Annotated in this window: 20 protein-coding genes; 5 read left to right on the top strand and 15 right to left on the bottom strand. The window is 67.1% G+C overall.

What is annotated here, in order from left to right:
• Positions 1–12: 12 nt before the first annotated feature.
• Positions 13–1,323: a phenylacetate--CoA ligase PaaK gene (paaK, locus tag DSHI_RS19295; RefSeq protein ID WP_012187217.1), complete on the top strand. Its 1,311-nt coding sequence runs from the start codon at positions 13–15 to the stop codon at positions 1,321–1,323.
• A gap of 2 nt (positions 1,324–1,325) precedes the next feature.
• Positions 1,326–1,922: a TetR/AcrR family transcriptional regulator gene (locus tag DSHI_RS19290; RefSeq protein ID WP_012187216.1), complete on the top strand. Its 597-nt coding sequence runs from the start codon at positions 1,326–1,328 to the stop codon at positions 1,920–1,922.
• A gap of 7 nt (positions 1,923–1,929) precedes the next feature.
• On the opposite strand, the gene DSHI_RS19285 is transcribed toward DSHI_RS19290, so the two are convergent.
• The 9 genes from DSHI_RS19285 to DSHI_RS19245 form a co-directional block, all read right to left on the bottom strand.
• Positions 1,930–3,000, bottom strand: coding sequence for a 2Fe-2S iron-sulfur cluster-binding protein (locus DSHI_RS19285; RefSeq protein WP_012187215.1), 1,071 nt, complete (start codon positions 2,998–3,000; stop codon positions 1,930–1,932).
• A 12-nt stretch (positions 3,001–3,012) separates the two neighbouring features.
• Positions 3,013–3,471, bottom strand: coding sequence for a 1,2-phenylacetyl-CoA epoxidase subunit PaaD (gene paaD / locus DSHI_RS19280; protein WP_012187214.1), 459 nt, complete (start codon positions 3,469–3,471; stop codon positions 3,013–3,015).
• Position 3,472: 1 nt separating this feature from the next.
• A complete protein-coding gene (paaC, locus tag DSHI_RS19275; RefSeq protein ID WP_012187213.1) occupies positions 3,473–4,240 on the bottom strand; it encodes a 1,2-phenylacetyl-CoA epoxidase subunit PaaC in 768 nt (255 codons plus the stop codon).
• On the bottom strand, positions 4,240–4,572 hold the full coding sequence (gene paaB / locus DSHI_RS19270; protein ID WP_012187212.1) for a 1,2-phenylacetyl-CoA epoxidase subunit PaaB: 333 nt from the start codon (positions 4,570–4,572) through the stop codon (positions 4,240–4,242). Before paaB ends, paaC begins: the two co-directional genes overlap by 1 nt.
• Positions 4,569–5,546, bottom strand: coding sequence for a 1,2-phenylacetyl-CoA epoxidase subunit PaaA (paaA, locus tag DSHI_RS19265; protein ID WP_012187211.1), 978 nt, complete (start codon positions 5,544–5,546; stop codon positions 4,569–4,571). The genes paaB and paaA overlap by 4 nt, the downstream gene beginning before the upstream one ends.
• 17 nt (positions 5,547–5,563) lie before the next feature.
• A complete protein-coding gene (gene pcaF, locus DSHI_RS19260; protein WP_012187210.1) occupies positions 5,564–6,766 on the bottom strand; it encodes a 3-oxoadipyl-CoA thiolase in 1,203 nt (400 codons plus the stop codon).
• 125 nt (positions 6,767–6,891) lie between these two features.
• A complete protein-coding gene (locus DSHI_RS19255) occupies positions 6,892–7,077 on the bottom strand; it encodes a DUF2783 domain-containing protein (RefSeq protein ID WP_012187209.1) in 186 nt (61 codons plus the stop codon).
• A 2-nt stretch (positions 7,078–7,079) separates the two neighbouring features.
• Complete coding sequence (locus tag DSHI_RS19250; protein WP_012187208.1) at positions 7,080–8,705, bottom strand: FAD-dependent oxidoreductase; 1,626 nt, start codon at positions 8,703–8,705, stop codon at positions 7,080–7,082.
• 29 nt (positions 8,706–8,734) lie between these two features.
• The gene (locus DSHI_RS19245) at positions 8,735–9,685 is read right to left on the bottom strand and encodes an MBL fold metallo-hydrolase (protein WP_012187207.1); all 951 of its coding nucleotides are present in this window, start codon (positions 9,683–9,685) and stop codon (positions 8,735–8,737) included.
• A gap of 126 nt (positions 9,686–9,811) precedes the next feature.
• Here DSHI_RS19245 and DSHI_RS19240 point away from each other — a divergent pair, with 126 nt between their 5' ends.
• Genes DSHI_RS19240 through fahA form a run of 3 tightly spaced genes read left to right on the top strand, consistent with a single transcriptional unit; the run spans position 9,812 to position 12,881 of the window.
• The gene (locus tag DSHI_RS19240; protein WP_012187206.1) at positions 9,812–10,255 is read left to right on the top strand and encodes a MarR family winged helix-turn-helix transcriptional regulator; all 444 of its coding nucleotides are present in this window, start codon (positions 9,812–9,814) and stop codon (positions 10,253–10,255) included.
• Positions 10,256–10,287: 32 nt separating this feature from the next.
• Positions 10,288–11,643, top strand: coding sequence for a homogentisate 1,2-dioxygenase (hmgA, locus tag DSHI_RS19235; protein ID WP_012187205.1), 1,356 nt, complete (start codon positions 10,288–10,290; stop codon positions 11,641–11,643).
• Positions 11,640–12,881 (top strand): fumarylacetoacetase, encoded by a 1,242-nt coding sequence (gene fahA, locus DSHI_RS19230; RefSeq protein ID WP_012187204.1) that lies wholly within the window; start codon positions 11,640–11,642, stop codon positions 12,879–12,881. The genes hmgA and fahA overlap by 4 nt, the downstream gene beginning before the upstream one ends.
• A gap of 42 nt (positions 12,882–12,923) precedes the next feature.
• Here fahA and DSHI_RS19225 read toward each other — a convergent pair whose 3' ends face one another.
• Genes DSHI_RS19225 through DSHI_RS19200 form a run of 6 tightly spaced genes read right to left on the bottom strand, consistent with a single transcriptional unit; the run spans position 12,924 to position 18,864 of the window.
• Entirely contained in the window at positions 12,924–13,313 is a 390-nt protein-coding gene (locus DSHI_RS19225; protein WP_012187203.1) for a Na+/H+ antiporter subunit G, read from the bottom strand.
• Between the two features lie 7 nt (positions 13,314–13,320).
• The gene (locus DSHI_RS19220) at positions 13,321–13,590 is read right to left on the bottom strand and encodes a K+/H+ antiporter subunit F (protein WP_012187202.1); all 270 of its coding nucleotides are present in this window, start codon (positions 13,588–13,590) and stop codon (positions 13,321–13,323) included.
• The gene (locus DSHI_RS19215) at positions 13,587–14,078 is read right to left on the bottom strand and encodes a Na+/H+ antiporter subunit E (RefSeq protein WP_012187201.1); all 492 of its coding nucleotides are present in this window, start codon (positions 14,076–14,078) and stop codon (positions 13,587–13,589) included. Before DSHI_RS19215 ends, DSHI_RS19220 begins: the two co-directional genes overlap by 4 nt.
• A gap of 4 nt (positions 14,079–14,082) precedes the next feature.
• Positions 14,083–15,603 carry a monovalent cation/H+ antiporter subunit D gene (locus DSHI_RS19210; protein ID WP_012187200.1) on the bottom strand — a complete coding sequence of 507 codons (1,521 nt, stop codon included), beginning with the start codon at positions 15,601–15,603 and terminating at the stop codon, positions 14,083–14,085.
• The gene (locus DSHI_RS19205) at positions 15,600–15,953 is read right to left on the bottom strand and encodes a Na+/H+ antiporter subunit C (protein ID WP_012187199.1); all 354 of its coding nucleotides are present in this window, start codon (positions 15,951–15,953) and stop codon (positions 15,600–15,602) included. The genes DSHI_RS19210 and DSHI_RS19205 overlap by 4 nt, the downstream gene beginning before the upstream one ends.
• 1 nt (position 15,954) lies before the next feature.
• Positions 15,955–18,864: a monovalent cation/H+ antiporter subunit A gene (locus DSHI_RS19200; protein ID WP_012187198.1), complete on the bottom strand. Its 2,910-nt coding sequence runs from the start codon at positions 18,862–18,864 to the stop codon at positions 15,955–15,957.
• Positions 18,865–18,908 lie beyond the last annotated feature (44 nt).

The following is an 18,908-nucleotide window of genomic DNA, read 5'->3' as shown; positions in this document are numbered from 1 at the left end:
GGAGGAGCCCACATGAAAGACCTGAGCCCGAACCGGGCGGAGCTGGACCCGATCGAGATCGCCAGCCGCGACGAGATTGCGGCGCTCCAGCTCGACCGGATGAAATGGTCCCTGCGCCATGCCTATGACAATGTGCCGATGTATCGCGCCCGGTTCGACGCGGCCGGGGTGCATCCCGACGACCTGCGCGACTTGAAGGATCTCGCGAAGTTTCCCTTCACCCACAAGAGCGACCTGCGCGACCACTATCCTTTCGGCATGTCGGCGGTGCCGCGCGACAGGCTGGTGCGGGTGCATGCCTCGTCGGGGACCACGGGCAAGCCGACGGTGGTGGTCTATACCCGCCACGATATCGAGGTCTGGGCCGACACCCTGGCGCGCAGTCTGCGGGCCTCCGGCCTCAGGGCGGGCGACATGATCCACAATGCCTATGGCTACGGGCTGTTCACCGGGGGTCTGGGCGCCCATTACGGCATCGAGAAGCTGGGCGCGACGGTCATTCCCATGGGCGGCGGGCAGACCGAAAAGCAGGTCAGCCTGATCCATGATTTCCGGCCGACCGCCATCATGGTGACGCCGTCCTACATGCTCAATATCCTTGAAGGGTTCCACAAGGCGGGTCTGGATCCGCGGCAATCCTCGTTGCAGGTGGGCGTGTTCGGGGCCGAGCCCTGGACCAACGCCATGCGCCAGGAGGTCGAAGAGGCCTTCGACATGCACGCGGTGGACATCTACGGGCTGAGCGAGGTCATGGGGCCGGGGGTGGCCAATGAATGCGTGGAGACCAAGGACGGGCTCCATGTCTGGGAAGACCATTACTATCCGGAGATCATCGACCCGCAGACCGGCGAGGTGCTCAAGGACGGTGCGGAGGGCGAGCTGGTCTTCACCACCCTGACCAAGGAGGGGATGCCGATGATCCGCTACCGCACGCGCGATCTGACCCGGCTTCTGCCCGGCACGGCGCGCAGCATGCGGCGGATCGAAAAGATCACCGGGCGCTCCGACGACATGATGATCCTGCGCGGGGTCAATGTCTTTCCGACCCAGATCGAGGAACAGGTGATGGCCACCGGCGGGCTGGGCCCGTATTTCCAGATCGAACTCTACACCTCGGGGCGGCTGGACGCGATGCGGGTCTTCGTCGAGGCGACCCCGGCGGCGGCGGACGAGCTGTCGAGAACCGCCGCGGCCCGTGTCCTGACCAAGCATGTCCGGGACATGGTCGGGGTGTCCATCGAAGTGGTCGTCGGCGACCCCGGCTCGGTCGCGCGCAGCCAGGGCAAGGCCGTCCGCGTCATCGACAACCGCAAAAAGGACTAGCCGTGTCGCGCCCCATCGCCAAGGACCACGACGCAAAGCGGATGCATATCCTGAAGGTCGCGGCCCGCGTCTTCGCGGACCAGGGGTTCGCGCGCGCCTCGATGGCCCAGGTGGCGAAGGATTGCGGCATCTCGAAGGCCAATATCTATCACTATTACAGCAGCAAGGACGCGCTGCTCTTCGATATCCTCGACACTTACCTGTCGGCCCTGCGCGACCGTATCCTCGGGCTGGACCTGGCCGGGCTCGCCCCCGAGGCGCAGCTCGGGCGGATCGTGACCGAGACCCTGCGCGCCTATGAGGGGATGGATCACGAGCACAAGATCCAGACCGAGGGCATCCCGTTGCTGCCCCCGGAGCAGCAGAAGATCCTCAAGGCCTATCAGCGCGACCTCGTGGGGCAGATGAGCGGCATCGTGGCCGCGATCGCACCGGAGGCGTTCGCGCAGGACTCGCGCAAGCTGCGTGCGACGGTGATGTCGATCTTCGGAATGCTCAACTGGTTCTACATGTGGAACAGCCCCGCCGACCGGCAGGCGCGGGACGACTACGCCGGGCTGGTCACGCGGCTGACCCTGTCGGGGCTGCGCGGGCTCTGAGCCCGGCCTAGTGGTCGTAGGTCACCACAACCCGGTCCGTCACCGGGTAGGACTGGCAGGACAGCACGTACCCCCTTGCCACCTCGTAATCTTCCAGCGCGTGGTTGGCGATCATCTCCACCTCGCCCTCCAGCACCTTGCACTTGCAGGTGGAGCAGACCCCGGCCTTGCAGGCATAGGGCGCATCCAGTGCGTTCGCGAGCGCCGCGTCGAGGATCGACTGGTCCTTGTCCATGGCAAAGCTGCGCGCCGCGCCGTCCATGGTGACGGTGGCCGCGGTCGCCCGGGCCTCGGGGTCGTGACCGGCGGCGGCGCCGGGTTTGCGCGGCAGGCGCCCGGGCTGGCCGCTGGCGAAAAGTTCGAACTTGATCCGGTCGTCGGTCATCCCGTGCGCCCGCAGCGCCGCCGCGATGCCCAGCATCATCGGTTCGGGCCCGCAGATGAAGGCGGTGTCGATGCTGTCGATGTCGATCCAGTGGGCGAACAGGGCGTCGCATTTCGCCCCGTCGACCCGGCCGGTGAACAGGTCGATCTCCTGCGCGTCGCTTTCCAGCACATGGATCACGGTCAGCCGCCCCATGTGCAGGTTCTTGAGATCCTCCAGCTCCTCGCGGAACATGATCGTGTTCACACCCCGGTTGGCATAGACCAGCGTCAAGCGGCTGCCGGGCTCCCGGGCGAGCACGGTCTTCAGGATCGACAGGATCGGCGTGATGCCCGACCCCCCGGCGAAGGCGAGATAGTTGCGGGGCGTGTGCGGGTCGAGGGGCGTGTGGAAGCTGCCCATCGGCGCCATCGCCTCCAGGGTCATGCCGGGCGCGAGGCTGTCATTGGCCCAGGTCGAGAACGCGCCGCCCTCGACCCGCTTGATGCCGACCTGAAGCACGCCGTCATCCCGTCCGGCGCAGATCGAGTAGGAGCGGCGCAGCTCGGTGCCGTCGAAGGACCGCCGGAAGGTCAGGTACTGCCCCTGGATGAACCCGAAATCGCCCCCGTCGACGGGTTTCAGGGTCACCACGACCGCGTCGCGAATGGTCTTGCGGACATCCGTGACTGACAGGGGATGAAAACGGGCCATCACACGCGCTCCTCAGATGCACTTGAAATAGTCGAAGGGTTCGAGGCAGTCGGCGCAGCGCCATTGCGCCTTGCACGGGGTCGATCCGAACTGGCTGATCCGGGTGACGTTGGTGGATCGGCAGCGCGGGCAGCTGTCCGGCCCGCCCGCCGCCCGGGGGGGCGCGATGCCGTAGTCCAGCAGCTTTGCACGGCCCTTTTCCGACAGCCAGTCGGTGGTCCAGGGCGGGCTGATCTGTGTCCTGATGCGGACCTTGTCCAGCCCGCGGGCGTGCAGCGCTGTCTCGATATCCATCGCGATGACCCGGGTGGCCGGGCAGCCCGAATAGGTCGGGGTCACCGCGACCTCCAGGGTGTCGCCGTCCCAGGCCACGTCGCGCACGATGCCCAGATCCACCACCGAGATCGCCGGGATCTCGGGGTCGGGCACCGCGTCGAGCCAGGCCCAGATCTCTGCCGGGGCGGGTTGCATCCTACCACCGGGCCCCGGGATAGGCCCGTTGCAGCCATTGCATCTGGGTCAGCATGTGTCCCAGGTGCTCGGAATGCTGGAACCCAGTCTTGCCGCCGGTCTGGGCAAAGCCGCCTTCGGGGATCGACAGGGTCGCCTCGGCCAGCACCGCGTCCACATGGGCGTCGAACCCCGCCCGCAGACCGGACGGGTCCGGCGCGATCCCGGCGGCGGCCATCGCCCTGTCCACCGGGTCGGGCTGGAACATCTCGCCCACATAGGGCCACAGCAGATCGAGCGCCGCCTGCATCCGGCCATGGCTCTCGGCGGTGCCGTCGCCCAGCCCGATCACCATCTCGCCGGAGCGTTCGAGATGGTACTGCACCTCCTTGACCGACTTGGCCGCGATCGCGGCCACCTGCGGCTCCGACGACCCGGTCAGGGCGCGCAACATCTGCAGGTGCCACGCATCGAACAGGAACTGGCGCATCATGGTCTGGCCGAAATCGCCATTGGGCTGCTCGACCAGCAGCAGGTTGCGGAAATCCCACACGTCGCGCAGCATCGCCAGATCGTCCGCCGAGCGGCCCTTGCCCTCGACCGCGCCCGCATGGCCGAGCCACATCTGGGTCTGGCCGATCAGGTCGAGCGCGGTGTTGGCCAGGGCGATGTCCTCCTCCAGCACCGGCGCATGGCCGCACCACTCGCTGACCCGGTGGCCGAGCACCAGCGTGTTGTCGCCCATCCGGCACAGAAACGCGAAGAGCGGGTCCGGGTCCGCCTGTCCCATCACATCGCCCCCACGTCGTCGGGGATGTCGAAGAAGGTCGGATGCCGGTAGACCTTGCTCTCGGAGGGTTCGTAGAGCGGCCCTTTCTCCGACGGGCTGGAGGCCGCGATGTGGCGCGCCTCCACCACCCAGATGCTGACGCCCTCGTTGCGGCGGGTATAGACGTCGCGGGCATGCTTGATCGCCATCTCTTCGTCCGGGGCATGCAGGCTGCCGACATGGCGGTGGCTCAGCCCGTGCTGACCACGGATGAACACCTCCCAGAGGGGCCATTCGGGGCGGCGGGGGCGCGGGGCGGGCGCGTCGGGATCTGCGGCGGGCTGTGTGCTCATTCTGCGGCAACCTTCCTGTGCTTGCGTTTCGCGGCATGGGCCAGAAGGCCGTCGCGCACCCATTGGCCCTCGTCCCAGGCCCTGTTGCGCGCCGCCAGACGTTCGGTGTTGCACGGCCCGTTGCCGCGGATCACCTCGAAGAACTCGTCCCAGTCCGGTTCGGCGAAATCGTAGCCGCCCTTGTCGTCGTTCCATTTCAGCGTCTCGTCGGGCACGGTCAGCCCGAGATATTCGGCCTGCGGTACGGTCTGGTCGACGAATTTCTGGCGCAGCTCGTCATTGGTGTTGATCTTGATCTTCCAGGCCATCGACTGGGCGGAATGTACGCTGTCCTTGTCCGAGGGGCCGAACATCATCAGCGCGGGATACCAGAACCGGTCCAGCGCGTTCTGGGCCATCGCCTTCTGGGCGGGCGTGCCCCGGGCCATCTTCATCATGATGTCATAGCCCTGCCGCTGGTGGAACGATTCCTCCTTGCAGATCCGGATCATCGCCCGGGCATAGGGCCCGAAGGAGGTCCGCTGCAACGGCACCTGGTTCATGATCGCCGCACCATCGACCAGCCAGCCGACCGCCCCCATATCGGCCCAGGTCAGGGTCGGGTAGTTGAAGATCGAGCTGTATTTCATGCGGCCATCCAGCAGCATCTCGGTCAGTTCGTCGCGCGACACGCCCAGGGTCTCGGCCGCGCAATAGAGATAGAGCCCGTGGCCCGCCTCGTCCTGCACCTTGGCCAGCAGGATCGCCTTGCGCTCCAGTGTGGGGGCCCGGGTGATCCAGTTGCCCTCGGGCAGCTGGCCGACGATCTCGGAATGGGCGTGCTGGCCGATCTGGCGGATCAGGGTCTTGCGGTAGCCTTCGGGCATCCAGTCCTTCGGCTCGATCTTCTCGCCCGCGTCGATGCGCGCCTGGAAGGCGGCCAGCTTCTCCGGGTCCTCCCGGCTCGCTTCGGATGCGATCATCTGTGCATACATGTCGTGTTCCTCCCGGGTCAGACGCGTTCGAGTATCAGGGCCGTGCCCTGGCCCACGCCGACGCACATGGTGCAGAGCGCATAGCGCCCGCCCGTGCGCCTGAGCTGATGCGCCGCCGTCAGCACCAGCCGCGCGCCGGACATGCCCAGCGGATGGCCCATGGCGATGGCGCCGCCATTGGGGTTCACCCTGACATCGTCATCGGCCAGGCCAAGCTGGCGCAGTGTCGCGAGGCTCTGGCTCGCGAAGGCCTCGTTCAGCTCGATCACGTCCATCTGGTCGAGGGTCAGGCCCGCGCGGTCCAGCAGCTTGCGGCTGGCGGGCACGGGGCCAATTCCCATGACACGCGGCGCCACCCCGGCGGAGGCCATGCCGACCACCCGCGCCATCGGGGTCAGCCCATGGGCCCGCGCCGCGGCGGCCGACGCGATCAGCAGCGCCGCGGCGCCGTCGTTCACGCCGCTGGCATTGCCCGCCGTGACCGACAGACCGGGCCCGTTGATGCCCTTCAGCCCGGCCAGCCGGGCGGCATCGGTGCCCGGGCGGGGGTGTTCGTCCCGGTCCACGAGGATCGGGGCACTCCCGCGCTGGGGCACCGGGACCGGCACGATCTCGTCGGCAAAGAGCCCGGCTGCGTCGGCGGCGGCCCAGCGGGCCTGGGACCGCGCGGCGAAGGCGTCCTGGTCGGCGCGGCTGATCTCGTAGGCGGCGGCGACGGTGTCGGCGGTTTGCGGCATCGTATCGATGCCATGCATTGCCGCAATCTTCGGGTTGACGAAGCGCCAGCCGATGGTGGTGTCGTGGACCGTGGCGGCGCGGGTAAACGCGCTCTCGGCCTTGGGCATGACGAAGGGCGCGCGGCTCATGCTCTCGATCCCGCCGGCGATGGCCAGGTCATATTCCCCGGCCTTGATCCCGCGCGCGGCAGCGCCGACCGCGTCCATGCCACTGGCACAGAGCCGGTTCACCGTGAGGCCGGGCACCTCCTCGGGCAGACCGGCGAGCAGGGCGGCCATGCGCGCGACGTTGCGGTTGTCTTCCCCGGCCTGGTTGGCGGCGCCATAGATCACCTCGTCGACCCGGGCCCAGTCCACACCCGGATTGCGCGCCATCAGGGCTGCGATGGGCAGGGCGGCGAGGTCATCGGCCCGCACCGAGGACAGCGCCCCGCCATAGCGCCCGATCGGGGTTCGGACCCCATCGCAAATCACTGCGTCCACCGCGCTCCCCCCGGGGTTAATCGACCGTGTGGTCGGTATATGCCGCCGCGCAGAGTCGCTCAAGAAAAAAGTTACGATTATTCTGGGTGGCTGGAATTCTGTAACATGTTCGGCGGGCGGCGGGGCTACTGCGCCGCGGCCAGGGCGGCCTCCAGCACCTCGCGGTCGCCGATATGGTTGGCCAGCACCAGGATCAGCCGGGCGTTGAAGGCGGCACTTTCCGCGTCGGTCTTGCCTTCGTGCGCGGCGAGCAGGGCGGCGTAGAAATCGTCCGGGGCGTCGATATTCGGGTCGGTGTTGAGCCGGGTCATGGTCAGTCCTTTCCGCAGGCGGTGGTCAGGGCGGCCTGTACGGCCCCCGCATCGAAGGCGGGCCAGCGGGCGGCCACATGCTGATCCGGGCGGATGAGATAGACCGCCCCTTCGGCGGTCCCGAGGTAGCGCGCGGCCAGCGCCCCGCTGGGATCGTCCGCCTTGGAGATGCGCAAGGCGCGGACCGGTGGGCCGTCCAGCGCGATCTCGTCCGGCACCGCCCGGTCGATCGCCAGCAGGACGAAGCCGTCGCCCAGCTGCCGCAGCAGGAAATCCGCGCCCAGGGGGGCGTCGGCGCAGGGGCTGCCCACCCGGGTGCGCGCCGGGCCGCCGGGCAGGGCGTCCGGGCCGTTGAGCGGCGAGCCGTCATAGACACACGGCACCGACAGCCGCCCGGAATTCACGAGGGGTCGGGCGAAGGGATGCTTCTCGGCCAGGTGCAGCACCGCGTTGCGGAAGAGGTGACTGACCTTGGATTTCGGGGTGATGAAATCCGTGGCCCGGGTCGAATGCAGGATATTCTCGTCCGCGCCCTGGATCCTCTCGTGATCATAGCTGTCGAGCAGGGTGTCGGGGGCCTGCCCCGTAATCACCAGCCCCAGTTTCCAGCCCAGGTTGTCCACGTCCTGCATGCCCGAATTGGCCCCGCGCGCGCCGAAGGGGGAAACCTGATGCGCCGCGTCCCCGGCGAAGATCACCCGGTGGTGGCGGAATTTCTCCATCCGGCGGCACTGGAAGGTGTAGATCGAGGACCAGACGATGTCGTACGCGACCTCTGCCCCCAGCATTGCGTCGAGCCTGCGGCGGATGTTGGCCTCTTTCAATTCCTCGGCCCGGTCCACGTCCCAGCCGATCTGGAAATCCACCCGCCAGATATCGTCAGGCTGGCGGTGCAGCAGGGTGGAAGCGCCGGATTTGAACCAGGGCTCGAACCAGAACCAGCGTTCGGTCGGAAAATCGTCGGAGCGCATGCGGATATCGGCGATCAGGAAGCTGTCCTGGAAGACGCGCCCCTTGAAATCGAGCCCCAGCATCGCCCGCAGCGGCGAGCCCGCCCCGTCGCAGCCGATCACCCAATCGGCCTCGATCCGGTAGGGGCCGTCGGGGGTCGCCACCTCCAGCGCGGCGTGATCGGCAAGGGTGTCGATCCCCTCCACCCGGTTGCGGCCGCGGATCTCGATCGGTGCGCCGGCCTCTTGCGCGGTGCAGATTTGGTCGAAGAGGTATTTCTCGAACCAGGGTTGCGGCAGGTTGATGAAGGCCGGGTGGGCATGGCCGGCCTCGGGCAGCAGGTTGAACTCGAACACCTGCCGGTCGTCCTGGAACACCTTGCCCACGTTCCACACCACCCCCTTGTCGAGCATCGGGCCCGCGCAGCCATAGCGCGCGGCGATCTCCAGGGTACGCTTGGAAAAACAGATCGCCCGGCTGCCCATGCCGATCCCCTCGTGATCGTCGAGCAGCAGCACCGGCACCCCTTGCCGCCCGAGATCGAGCGCGGTGGCCAGCCCGATGGGCCCGCCGCCGACCACCACGACCTTGTGGCGGCGCGGCGCGGGGGCGTCCTGATCGGCGCATTTGCGGTAAGGATAGAGCCGAAAGGCGAGGGCGTAGCGGTCTTGCAGCATGGGGCCTCCGTGCACGGTGCGGGCCGGGCTCAGCCCTGCAACGCCTCCCACATCTCGAGATCCCGCTGGGCGGTCCAGATCCGGGGCGTGTCGATGCCGCGGGCCTCGTCGAAGGCCCGGGCCACGTTGAAGGGCAGGCAATGCTCGTAGATCGCGTAATCGGCGAATTTCGGGTCGCAGGCGGCGCGCACGGCGTCCCACGCCTCCTTGAGCGAGCCGCCGCGCGCCGCGACACGGGCCGCCGGGCGATAGGTGCTGTCGACGAAGTCGCGGGTGCTGGCGATGGCGCGCTGCACCGCCTCCTTGCCGATCAGCGCCCCGCCGCGCCCGGGAGCGACCGCGTCCACTTCGCAGGCCAGGATCGCGTCGAGCGTCCGGCCCCAGTCGCCGAAATGCCCGTCGCCGCAATAACACGCGGAGCGGTCCTCGACGATGTCGCCGGTGAACATGACGTTCTCGTCGGGCACATGGATCACCGCGTCCCCGGCGGTATGGGCGCGCCCGATCTTGCGGATATCGACCCGGCGGGTGCCGAGATAGACGGTCATGCTCTCGGAAAAGGTCGTGGTCGGCCAGGTCAGGCCGGGGATCGACTCGTGCCCCTCGAACAGGCGCGGAAAGCGCTGGAATTCGCTGTCCCAATCCTCCTGCCCGCGTTCGGCGACCATGGCGCGGGCGGTGTCGGACATGATGATCTGCCCCGCCCCGTAGGCCGACGCGCCGAGCACCCGCACCGCATGGTAATGGGTCAGCACCAGGTGGCTGATCGGCTTGTCGGTGACGCTGCGCACCCGCTCGATCACCTTCTGCGCCAGGCGCGGGGTGGCCTGGGCCTCTACGATCATGACGCTGTCATCGCCGATGATCACGCCCGAATTCGGATCGCCCTCGGCGGTGAAGGCATAGACGCCCCGGCCGACCTCGTCGAAGGTGATGGTCTTCTCGGTCATGTCGCCCTGGGATGCGAAGGCCTTTGCCATGGGATGTTCCTCTGTCTGATGCGGCGCGCATGCCGGGGCAGTCTGTTGCAATCGCAATGAGTGTCAAGATAGTTGTTGCGTCTGCAACGATATCGCCGCCATACTTGGACGGACAAAGGACCCGCGATGCAGACCCCAGCCCCGGATTTCGACCTGGAACGCTACTTGCCCTACCGGCTGACCGTGATCGCCGGGCGGCTCAGCGCCGAGATCGCGCGGCAATACAAGGCGCGGTTCGGGATCTCTCTGCCGGAGTGGCGCGTGCTGCTGAATGTCGGCCATGCGGAGAACCTGTCGATCCGCGATATCGAGAAACGCGCCGACCTGGAGAAATCCAAGGTCAGCCGCGCGGCCTCGAAACTCGAAGCGAAGGGCTATCTGCGCAAGCATGTGGATACGCAGGACAAGCGGCTGCTTCAGCTGTCCCTGACCGAGGAGGGACGGCAATTGCTCGATGCACTGATCCCCATCGCGGCGGCGTTCCAGGCTGATCTCGACGCGCGGCTCGGGGGCCATCGCGACGCGTTGCACGAGGCGCTCGACCGGCTGCTGCCCGCCGAAGAGGCCTGAACGCCCCTGTCGGCTTGAGAGGAGGAGGACGGATGAACACCCAAGCGCAAGTCAGCGGTCTGACCCGGGCGGCGACGCCCATGGGCACGACCGAAGGGTACATGCCCGGTTTCGGCAATGATTTCGAGACCGAGGCCCTGCCCGGTGCCCTGCCGCAGGGCATGAACAGCCCGCAGAAATGCAATTACGGGCTTTATGGCGAGCAGCTCTCGGGCACCGCCTTCACCGATGTGCGCCCCGAGCGGACCTGGTGTTACCGGATCCGGCCCTCGGTCAAGCATTCCCACCGCTACCGGCGGGTCGAGCTGCCCTATTTCCGCTCCGCGCCGGACATCCATCCGGAGGTCACGAGCCTCGGCCAGTACCGCTGGGACCCGGTCCCGCACACGGACGCGCCGCTCACATGGCTGACGGGGATGCGCACCATGACCACGGCGGGGGACGTGAACACACAAGTTGGCATGGCCGCCCACGTTTACCTCGTGACCGAGTCCATGCAGGACGCCTATTTCTACTCCGCCGACAGCGAGATGCTGGTGGTGCCACAGGAAGGTCGTTTGCGCTTTGCCACCGAGCTGGGGATCATCGATCTGGAACCGAAGGAGATCGCGATCCTGCCGCGCGGCCTTCTCTACCGGGTGGAACTGCTGGACGGTCCCGCGCGGGGTTTCGTGTGCGAAAACTACGGCCAGAAGTTCGAGCTGCCCGGCCGCGGGCCGATCGGGGCCAACTGCATGGCCAATCCGCGGGATTTCAAGACGCCCGTGGCGGCCTTCGAGGACCGCGAGGTGCCCTCGACCGTGACGGTGAAATGGTGCGGCCAGTTCCACGAGACGCAGATCGGCCAGAGCCCGCTGGACGTGGTGGCCTGGCACGGCAATTACGCGCCCTGCAAATACGATCTGCGCAATTACTGCCCCGTGGGCGCGATCCTGTTCGACCATCCGGACCCGTCGATCTTCACCGTGCTGACCGCGCCCTCGGGCCAGCCGGGCACCGCCAATATCGACTTCGTGCTGTTCCGCGAGCGCTGGATGGTGGCCGAGGATACCTTCCGCCCGCCCTGGTATCACAAGAACATCATGTCCGAGCTGATGGGCAACATCTACGGCCAGTACGATGCCAAGCCGCAGGGCTTCGTGCCCGGCGGGATCAGCCTGCACAACATGATGCTGCCGCATGGCCCCGACCGCGACGCGTTCGAGAAGGCCTCCAACGCCAATCTGGGCCCCGACAAGCTCGACAACACCATGTCCTTCATGTTCGAGACCCGGTTTCCACAGCACCTGACCCGCTTTGCCGGCACCGAGGCGCCGCTGCAGGACGACTATATCGACTGCTGGAAGGACATCGAAAAGAAGTTCGACGGCACCCCGGGCAAGAAGTGAGCGGGCTGATCCACTCCTGGGTGCCGGGGGCAAACGACCCGGCGGGGGCTTTCCCGCTCAACAACCTGGCCTTCGGGGTGTTCTCGACCGGGGATGGGCCGCGCTGCGCCGTGGCCATCGGCGACAAGGTGCTGGACCTTGCCGCATTGCAGGCCGCGGGACTGCTGCCCGATCACGGGTTCGACGCGCCCGCGCTCGACACCTTCATGGGGCGCGGCCAGCCCGCCTGGCAGGCGGTGCGCGAGGCCCTGACCGAGCTGCTCCGCGCGGGGGCGGAGACCGCGCCGGTGCGCGCCGCCCTGCACGACCGGGCCGGCGTCCGCCTGCATCTGCCCTTCACCCTTGCCGAGTTCACCGACTTCTACGCCGGGCGGCAACACGCGTTCAATGTCGGCTCTCTCTTCCGCGATCCGGCCAATGCCCTGCCGCCCAACTGGCTGCACATGCCCATCGGCTATAACGGCCGGGCCTCCACCGTGGTGGTCTCGGGCACGCCGATCCACCGCCCGGCGGGCCAGATCAAGGACCCCTCCGACCCGATGCCGCGCTTCGGCCCCTGCGAAAGGCTCGATTTTGAGCTGGAGCTGGGCGCGGTGGTCGGCACCCCGTCGCAGATGGGCGTCCCGGTCACGGTGGATGAGGCCGACGAGATGATCTTCGGCTACGTGCTGCTGAACGACTGGTCCGCGCGGGATATCCAGGCCTGGGAATACGTCCCCCTCGGCCCGTTTCAGGGCAAGGCGTTCGCCACCACGATCAGCCCGTGGGTGGTCCCCCGGGCCGCTCTCGCGCCGTTCCGCTGCGGCCCGCCGGTGCGGGAGGTGCCGCTGCTGCCCCATCTGCGCGACACCGGGCCGATGTTCCACGATATCGACCTGGCGGTGACCCTCGCGCCCCCGGGCGGTGCCCCGACCGAGGTCTGCCGGACCAATTCCAACGCGCTCTACTATTCCGCCGCGCAGCTTCTGGCCCACCACAGCACGTCGGGCTGCGCGATGCGGACGGGCGATCTGCTGGGCTCGGGCACGATCTCGGGGCCGGAGAAGGGCATGTTCGGCTCTCTGCTAGAGATCACCTGGGGCGGGCGCGATCCGGTCGCGCTGGCGGGCGGGGCGACGCGCCGCTTTCTGGCCGATGGGGACACCGTCACGCTGAAGGGGGAAGCCCGGGGCGATGGCTACCGGATCGGGTTCGGGACGTGTACCGGCACCATCCTGCCCGCGCCGAAACGGCCCTAACTTTACATAACATGTCTTACATGATGGACGGGCCCGCCGATCTCACTCCGCCGGGCGGCCTTCTCCCGGTGTGCTCTCCGGCGCGTCGTCATAGATCGACCAGCCATAGGCGCCGCTGCTCTGGGGCAGGTCCTTTTCGCCAATGTTCCGCGCCATGTAGGCCTTGGCGATGAAATTCGCCGTGATCGGCGCGGTCAGGAACAAGAAGACCGAGATCAGCAGCTCATGGACCGAGATATAGCCGGTCTTGGCGTAGAAATAGATCATCGAGGCGATCAGCACCCCGCCCACGCCCAGGGTCGTCGCCTTGGTCGGGGCATGGAGACGTTGCACCGAGTCCTTCAGCTTGATCAGCCCGTAGGAGCCGACGAAGCCGAAAATCCCGCTGACGACGAGGGCGATGGCGATCAGAAGCTCTGCGAAAAAGGGCATGGCATCCTCACTCGATGATGTCGCCGCGCAACACGAAGCGGCAATAGGCGACGGTGGCCACGAACCCGACCATGGCGACCAGCATGGCGGCCTCGAAATAGATCGCCGTGCCGCGCCAGATGCCATAGAGCACCAGGAGCGCGATCACGTTGATCACCATCGTGTCGAGGGCAAGGATGCGGTCGGCGGAATCCGGACCCACGGCGATGCGCCACAAATCCAGCAGAAGCGCCGCGCCGTAACAGGCCGCGGCGAAGAGCAGAGCGTATTCGATCATGCGAAAATCTCCTTCAGGCGTCGTTCATAGCGGGTCTTGATCTCGTCGCGCACGGCGTCCGGGTCGTCGGTATGCAGGCAATGCACGAGGATGCAGCTGCCATCGGCGGCCAGCGTGGCCGACACCGTGCCGGGCGTCATGGTGATCGTGCCCGCCAGCACCGTGATCGCCTCGGCGGAGGTCAGCTCCACCGGTACCGGGATCCAGTGAGACTGGATGTTCTTTTCGGGCTTGAACAGGATGATCATGGCCACCTGCACATTGGCCACCACGATATCCCACAGCACGATCAGCACGTATTCCGCGATCTTCAGGGGCCGCCCGATCCTGGGCCGGTTCGGCCAATAGGCCGCGGTCAGCATCGGGATCACCAGCCCGAAGGCGCTGCCGAGGATCAGGTTGCCCAGTGTGAACTTGTTCACCAGGGCCAGCCAGACCAGCACCAGGGTCAGGCTCAGGAACGGATGGGGGATCAGTCGTGCCAGCATGGGATCAGCCCTCCTCCCCGGTGCCGAGCACCGCCGATATGTAACCCGCCCGGTCGAACAATTGCGTGGTCGTGTCCTGAAGATAGGCCGAAACCGGGCCCGCGAACACCGCCAGCGCGCCAAGGGTCAGCAGCATCGCGAGGGTCGGCGCGATCTCCATCGGGGTGGCGCGGGTGGCGGGGGCGGCCCCATCCGGTGCCGGCAGGGCGGTGGATTTCCAGAACAGCGCGCTGCCCGCCCGGGCAAACCCGACAATTGTCAGGAGCGAGCCCGCCAGGATCGCGGTCCAGGCCCAGCCGATCACGCCGGGATCGCGCAGCGCATCAAGCACCAGCAGCTTACCGAGGAAGCCGCTCAGGGGCGGCATTCCCGCCATGGCAATCGCCGCCCCGAAGAACAGCGCCGCAAACAGCCCGTTCTGCACCGTGGCGGGCGCGGGCGTCAGGCTGTCGGCCTCCCGCCGGGTCACCACCAGGTCCGCGATCAGAAACAGGCAGGCCGCCGCGAAGGTCGAATGCACCATGTAATAGAGCGCCGCCGAGGTCGCCGTGGTCGAAAACACCGCCACCGCCACCAGCAGCGTGCCCATGGACCCCACCACCGAGAAGGCGATCAGCGGCATCAGCCGCCGCGCCCCCAGCACGCCGATCGCCCCCACCGCGATGGTCACGATCGCCGCCGGGAAGAGCCATGTGGCCGCCAGATCCGCCGTCCCCGGGCTGCCGGGTCCGAAGGCCGTGGTATGCACCCGCAGGATCGCATAGGCGCCGACCTTGGTCATGATCGCGAAGAGGGCGGCGACCGGGGCGGGCGCATTGGCATAGGTCGCGGGCAGCCAGAACTGCACCGGGAACAGCGCCGCCTTCACCGCGAAGACGATCATCAGAAGGATCGCCGCGACCCGCACCAGCGCCGCCTCCTCCGCCGGGATCTGCGGGATGCGCAAGGCGAGATCGGCGATGTTCAGCGTTCCGGTGGTGGCATAGAGCGTCCCCAGCGCGAACAGAAACAGGGTCGAGCCCGCCAGGTTCATCACCACGTATTGCAGCCCCGCGCGCATCCGCGCCTTGCCGCCCGAATGGATCATCAACCCGTAGGACGCGATCAGCAGCACCTCGAAGAACACGAAGAGGTTGAACACGTCGCCGGTCAGGAACGCGCCGCTGATCCCCATCAGCTGGAACTGGAACAGGGCGTGGAAATGCCGCCCGCGCGCGTCCCAGCCCGTGGCGATGGCATGGAGCAGGACCATCAGCGCCAGCACCGAGGTCAAGAGCACCATCAGCGCCGACAGCCGGTCGAGCACCAGCACGATGCCGAAGGGCGCGGGCCAGTCGCCCAGCCGGTAGACATGGGTGGTCCCGTCCGCCGCCATGCCGGTCAAAACCAGCGCGATCCCAACCAGCACCACGGTCCCCGCCACCGAGGCCGTGCGCGCCAGGGTGATATCGTGGCGCATCACGAAGGCGATGATCGGGGCCAGCATCGCCGGCAGCACCACGGGCAGGATGATCCAGTGCATCATGGCTGGCCCTCCTCGCGGGTATCCTCATCCTCGATGTCGATCCGGTCGGTCTCGGATTCCAGGTAGGCGCCGAGCCCGATCATCACCAGAACCGCCGTCATCCCGAAGGAAATCACGATCGCCGTCAGCACCAGCGCCTGGGGCAGCGGGTCGGAATAGCTCGCATCGCCGTATTTCGACAGGATCGGCGACTGGTCGATGGCCAACCGCCCGCTGGCGAACAGGAACACGTTCACCGCGTAGGACAGCAGGGCGAGGCCCAGGATGATCGGGAAGGTCCGCAGCCGCAGCAGCAGGTACACCCCCCCCGCGGTCAGAACGGCAACGGTGCTGGCAACCAGGATCTCCATCTCAGCGGGCTCCTTCCGGTCCGGGGCGCACGGGGGTGGGCGGCTCCGCCGGGCGCGGCGGCGTGCCCACACTCCCCTTCACCGCGGGGTCGTAATCCATCGGCCCGGTGTTCACCGTCTCGCCCGCGAACCGCGCGATCCGGCTCAGACTGTAGAGCATCAGCATCACCGCGCCGAGGACGGTCAGGAACACGCCCAGGTCGAACAGCATGGCGGTGGCCAGCTCGAACTCCTCGATGGGGGGCAGGTTTATATATGTATAGGCGCTGGTCAGGAAGGGCCGGCCTAGCAGCCACGCGCCTGCCCCGGTCAACCCGGCGATGATCACCCCGAGCCCGATCATGGTGTGGTACTCGATCCGCTTGCGCTCCTGCGTCCAGGCAAAGCCCGAGGCCATGTATTGCATCAGAAGCGCGATGGCGATCACCAGCCCCGCGACGAAGCCGCCGCCCGGCTCATTATGGCCGCGCAGGAAGATATAGAGCCCCACGACCACCGCGATGGGCATCAGGACCCGGGTGACCACCACCATCATCATCGGATGCCGGTCGCGCGAGCGGTCGTTGGAGAAATCGCCGCTCCGCAGCCGCCGCGCCGCGGGCCCGTCCAGCAGCGCCTGCATCAGCGCATAGATCACGAGCCCCGCGATCCCCAGCACGATGATCTCGCCATAGGTATCGTAGCCCCGGAAATCCACGAGGATCACGTTGACAACATTGGTGCCGCCCCCGCCCTCGTAGCTGTTCTCCAGGTGGAAGCCGGAAATCGTCTCCACGTCGCGCAGCAGGAACGCAAAGGCCAGCGCCCCCACCCCGCCGCCGGCGGTCACGGCAATCGCCCCGTCGCGGATCTTGCGGCCGAGGCTGCTTTCCTTCGGCGTGGTCTTGGGCAGGAAATGCAGCGCCAGCAGCAGCAGCATGATGGTCACGGTCTCGACCGACACCTGGGTCAGGGCGAGGTCCGGCGCCGACAGGTAGACAAAGCCCGCCGAGATCGACAAACCGATGATCCCGATCAGGATCAGCGCCTGGAACCTTTGATGATGCATGACCACGACCGACGCGGTCGCCACCACCAGCATCAGCCAGCCCACCGCGATCACCGGCGGCACCGGCAACAACTCACGCGTGGGCAGCGACAGCCCGCTGCCCGCATAGGCGATCCAGCCGAGCGCCACGGAAGACACCGTGAAGAGCGCGAGATAGGCACTGATCTTGCCCGTGTGGGTGCGCTCGGTGATCCCGCGCGTCAGCGCCACGAGCCCCGCCACCAACCCGTCGAAGATCGCCTTGGCCTCCGGGCGGCGCGCCGCCTGCCAGATCGGATCGAGCTTGCCATGCAGCGCCAGCAGCATCAGACCGCCCAGGGTCGCCACCACCGACATCCACAAGGCGGGCGTGAACCCGTGCCAGATCTTCAGATGCGGGTGCAGATCCGCGCCGGTCACGGCACTGGACGCCGCCGTCACGATCCCCTCGGCCACAAACGGCGCCATCCCGATCACCAGGACCAGCACCACCAGCAACGCAGGCGAGGCCCACATCCCGAAGGGCGGATCATGGGGCTTGGCGGGGTAGTCATCCCGCACCGGCCCGAGAAACACATGACCAATGAACCGGAACGAATAGGCCACCGACAAGAGCGCGCCGAAGGTCGCCACCACCGGCACCACCCAGGGATTGCCGAGCCAGCCCGTATGCGACGCCTCCTCCAGCATCATCTCTTTCGACAGGAACCCGTTGAAGAGCGGTATGCCCGCCATGGACAGGGCCGCCACCGTCCCGATCGCGAAGGTGATCGGCATCAGGTGCCGCAAGCCCCCGAGCCGCTTGATATCCCGCGTGTGCGTTTCGTGATCCACGATCCCCGCGGTCATGAAGAGCGCGGCCTTGAAGGTCAGGTGGTTGATGATGTGAAACACCGCCGCCACCGCCGCTGCCTGCGTGCCGAAGCCCAGCAGCATGGTCAGAAGGCCCAGGTGGCTGACCGTGGAAAACGCCAGCAGCGCCTTGAGGTCATCCTTGAACAGCGCGATGCCCGCGCCCATCACCATGGTCACCAGACCCGTGGTCGCCACGATGTAGAACCACGCATCGGTTCCCGCCAGCACCGGCCACATGCGTGCCATCAGGAACACGCCCGCCTTCACCATGGTCGCCGAGTGCAGATAGGCCGAGACCGGCGTGGGCGCGGCCATGGCGTGCGGCAACCAGAAATGGAACGGGAATTGCGCCGATTTGGTGAAGGCGCCGAGCAGGATCAGGATCAGCGCGGGCAGGTACCACTCGGACGCCCGGATCTGCTCGCCCGCCTGCAGGATATCGGTCAGGTTATAGCTGCCCACGATGTTCCCGAGGATCAGCATCCCCCCGATCATCGCCAGGCCCCCTGCCCCGGTCACGGCCAGCGCCATCCGCGCGCCCTGACGCCCCTCGGGCAGATGCTTCCAATACCCGATCAGCAGGAAGGAGCTGAGCGAGGTCAGCTCCCAGAAAATCAGCAACAGCAATATGTTGTCCGACAGCACGATCCCCAGCATCGCGCCCTGGAACAGCAACAGGTAGGTATAGAACTGCCCCATCGGATCGTCGCCCGACAGGTAGAACCGCGCATAGAGGATGATCAGCAGCCCGACGCCCGTGATCATCAGCGCAAAGAGCAGCCCCAGACCGTCGAGGAAGAACGACGCCGACAGCCCCAGCTGCGGCAGCCAGCCGATCTCGGCGGTGATCACCTCCCCGCGCAGCACCGCGGGAGACAGGATCAGCAGCATGATGAAGGCCAGCGCCGTGGGCACCGCCGTGAAAGACGCGCAGGCGGTGCGCCCGGCCCGGATCATCAATCCCGGCACCAAGGCACCCAGAAATGGCAGCAGCGCGATGATGAAGAGGAAGCTGCCCTCGTGACTCATGTTGTCCTGTCCCTTTAGACCGTCTTCTGCGCGCCTTTTGGCGT

The organism is Dinoroseobacter shibae DFL 12 = DSM 16493, assembly GCF_000018145.1.
GTDB lineage: Bacteria > Pseudomonadota > Alphaproteobacteria > Rhodobacterales > Rhodobacteraceae > Dinoroseobacter > Dinoroseobacter shibae.
The sequence above is the reverse complement of the archived record's forward strand: the minus strand, read 5'-3'. Positions and strand labels throughout refer to the sequence as shown.

Coding starts and splice junctions, on each gene's coding strand:
- paaK (WP_012187217.1), top strand. CDS start 13: ATGAAAGACCTGAGCCCGAACCGGGCGGAGCTGGACCCGATCGAGATC.
- DSHI_RS19285 (WP_012187215.1), bottom strand. CDS start 3,000: ATGGCCCGTTTTCATCCCCTGTCAGTCACGGATGTCCGCAAGACCATT.
- paaD (WP_012187214.1), bottom strand. CDS start 3,471: ATGCAACCCGCCCCGGCAGAGATCTGGGCCTGGCTCGACGCGGTGCCC.
- paaC (WP_012187213.1), bottom strand. CDS start 4,240: ATGGGACAGGCGGACCCGGACCCGCTCTTCGCGTTTCTGTGCCGGATG.
- paaB (WP_012187212.1), bottom strand. CDS start 4,572: ATGAGCACACAGCCCGCCGCAGATCCCGACGCGCCCGCCCCGCGCCCC.
- paaA (WP_012187211.1), bottom strand. CDS start 5,546: ATGTATGCACAGATGATCGCATCCGAAGCGAGCCGGGAGGACCCGGAG.
- DSHI_RS19255 (WP_012187209.1), bottom strand. CDS start 7,077: ATGACCCGGCTCAACACCGACCCGAATATCGACGCCCCGGACGATTTC.
- DSHI_RS19250 (WP_012187208.1), bottom strand. CDS start 8,705: ATGCTGCAAGACCGCTACGCCCTCGCCTTTCGGCTCTATCCTTACCGC.
- DSHI_RS19245 (WP_012187207.1), bottom strand. CDS start 9,685: ATGGCAAAGGCCTTCGCATCCCAGGGCGACATGACCGAGAAGACCATC.
- DSHI_RS19240 (WP_012187206.1), top strand. CDS start 9,812: ATGCAGACCCCAGCCCCGGATTTCGACCTGGAACGCTACTTGCCCTAC.
- hmgA (WP_012187205.1), top strand. CDS start 10,288: ATGAACACCCAAGCGCAAGTCAGCGGTCTGACCCGGGCGGCGACGCCC.
- DSHI_RS19225 (WP_012187203.1), bottom strand. CDS start 13,313: ATGCCCTTTTTCGCAGAGCTTCTGATCGCCATCGCCCTCGTCGTCAGC.
- DSHI_RS19220 (WP_012187202.1), bottom strand. CDS start 13,590: ATGATCGAATACGCTCTGCTCTTCGCCGCGGCCTGTTACGGCGCGGCG.
- DSHI_RS19215 (WP_012187201.1), bottom strand. CDS start 14,078: ATGCTGGCACGACTGATCCCCCATCCGTTCCTGAGCCTGACCCTGGTG.
- DSHI_RS19210 (WP_012187200.1), bottom strand. CDS start 15,603: ATGATGCACTGGATCATCCTGCCCGTGGTGCTGCCGGCGATGCTGGCC.
- DSHI_RS19205 (WP_012187199.1), bottom strand. CDS start 15,953: ATGGAGATCCTGGTTGCCAGCACCGTTGCCGTTCTGACCGCGGGGGGG.
- DSHI_RS19200 (WP_012187198.1), bottom strand. CDS start 18,864: ATGAGTCACGAGGGCAGCTTCCTCTTCATCATCGCGCTGCTGCCATTT.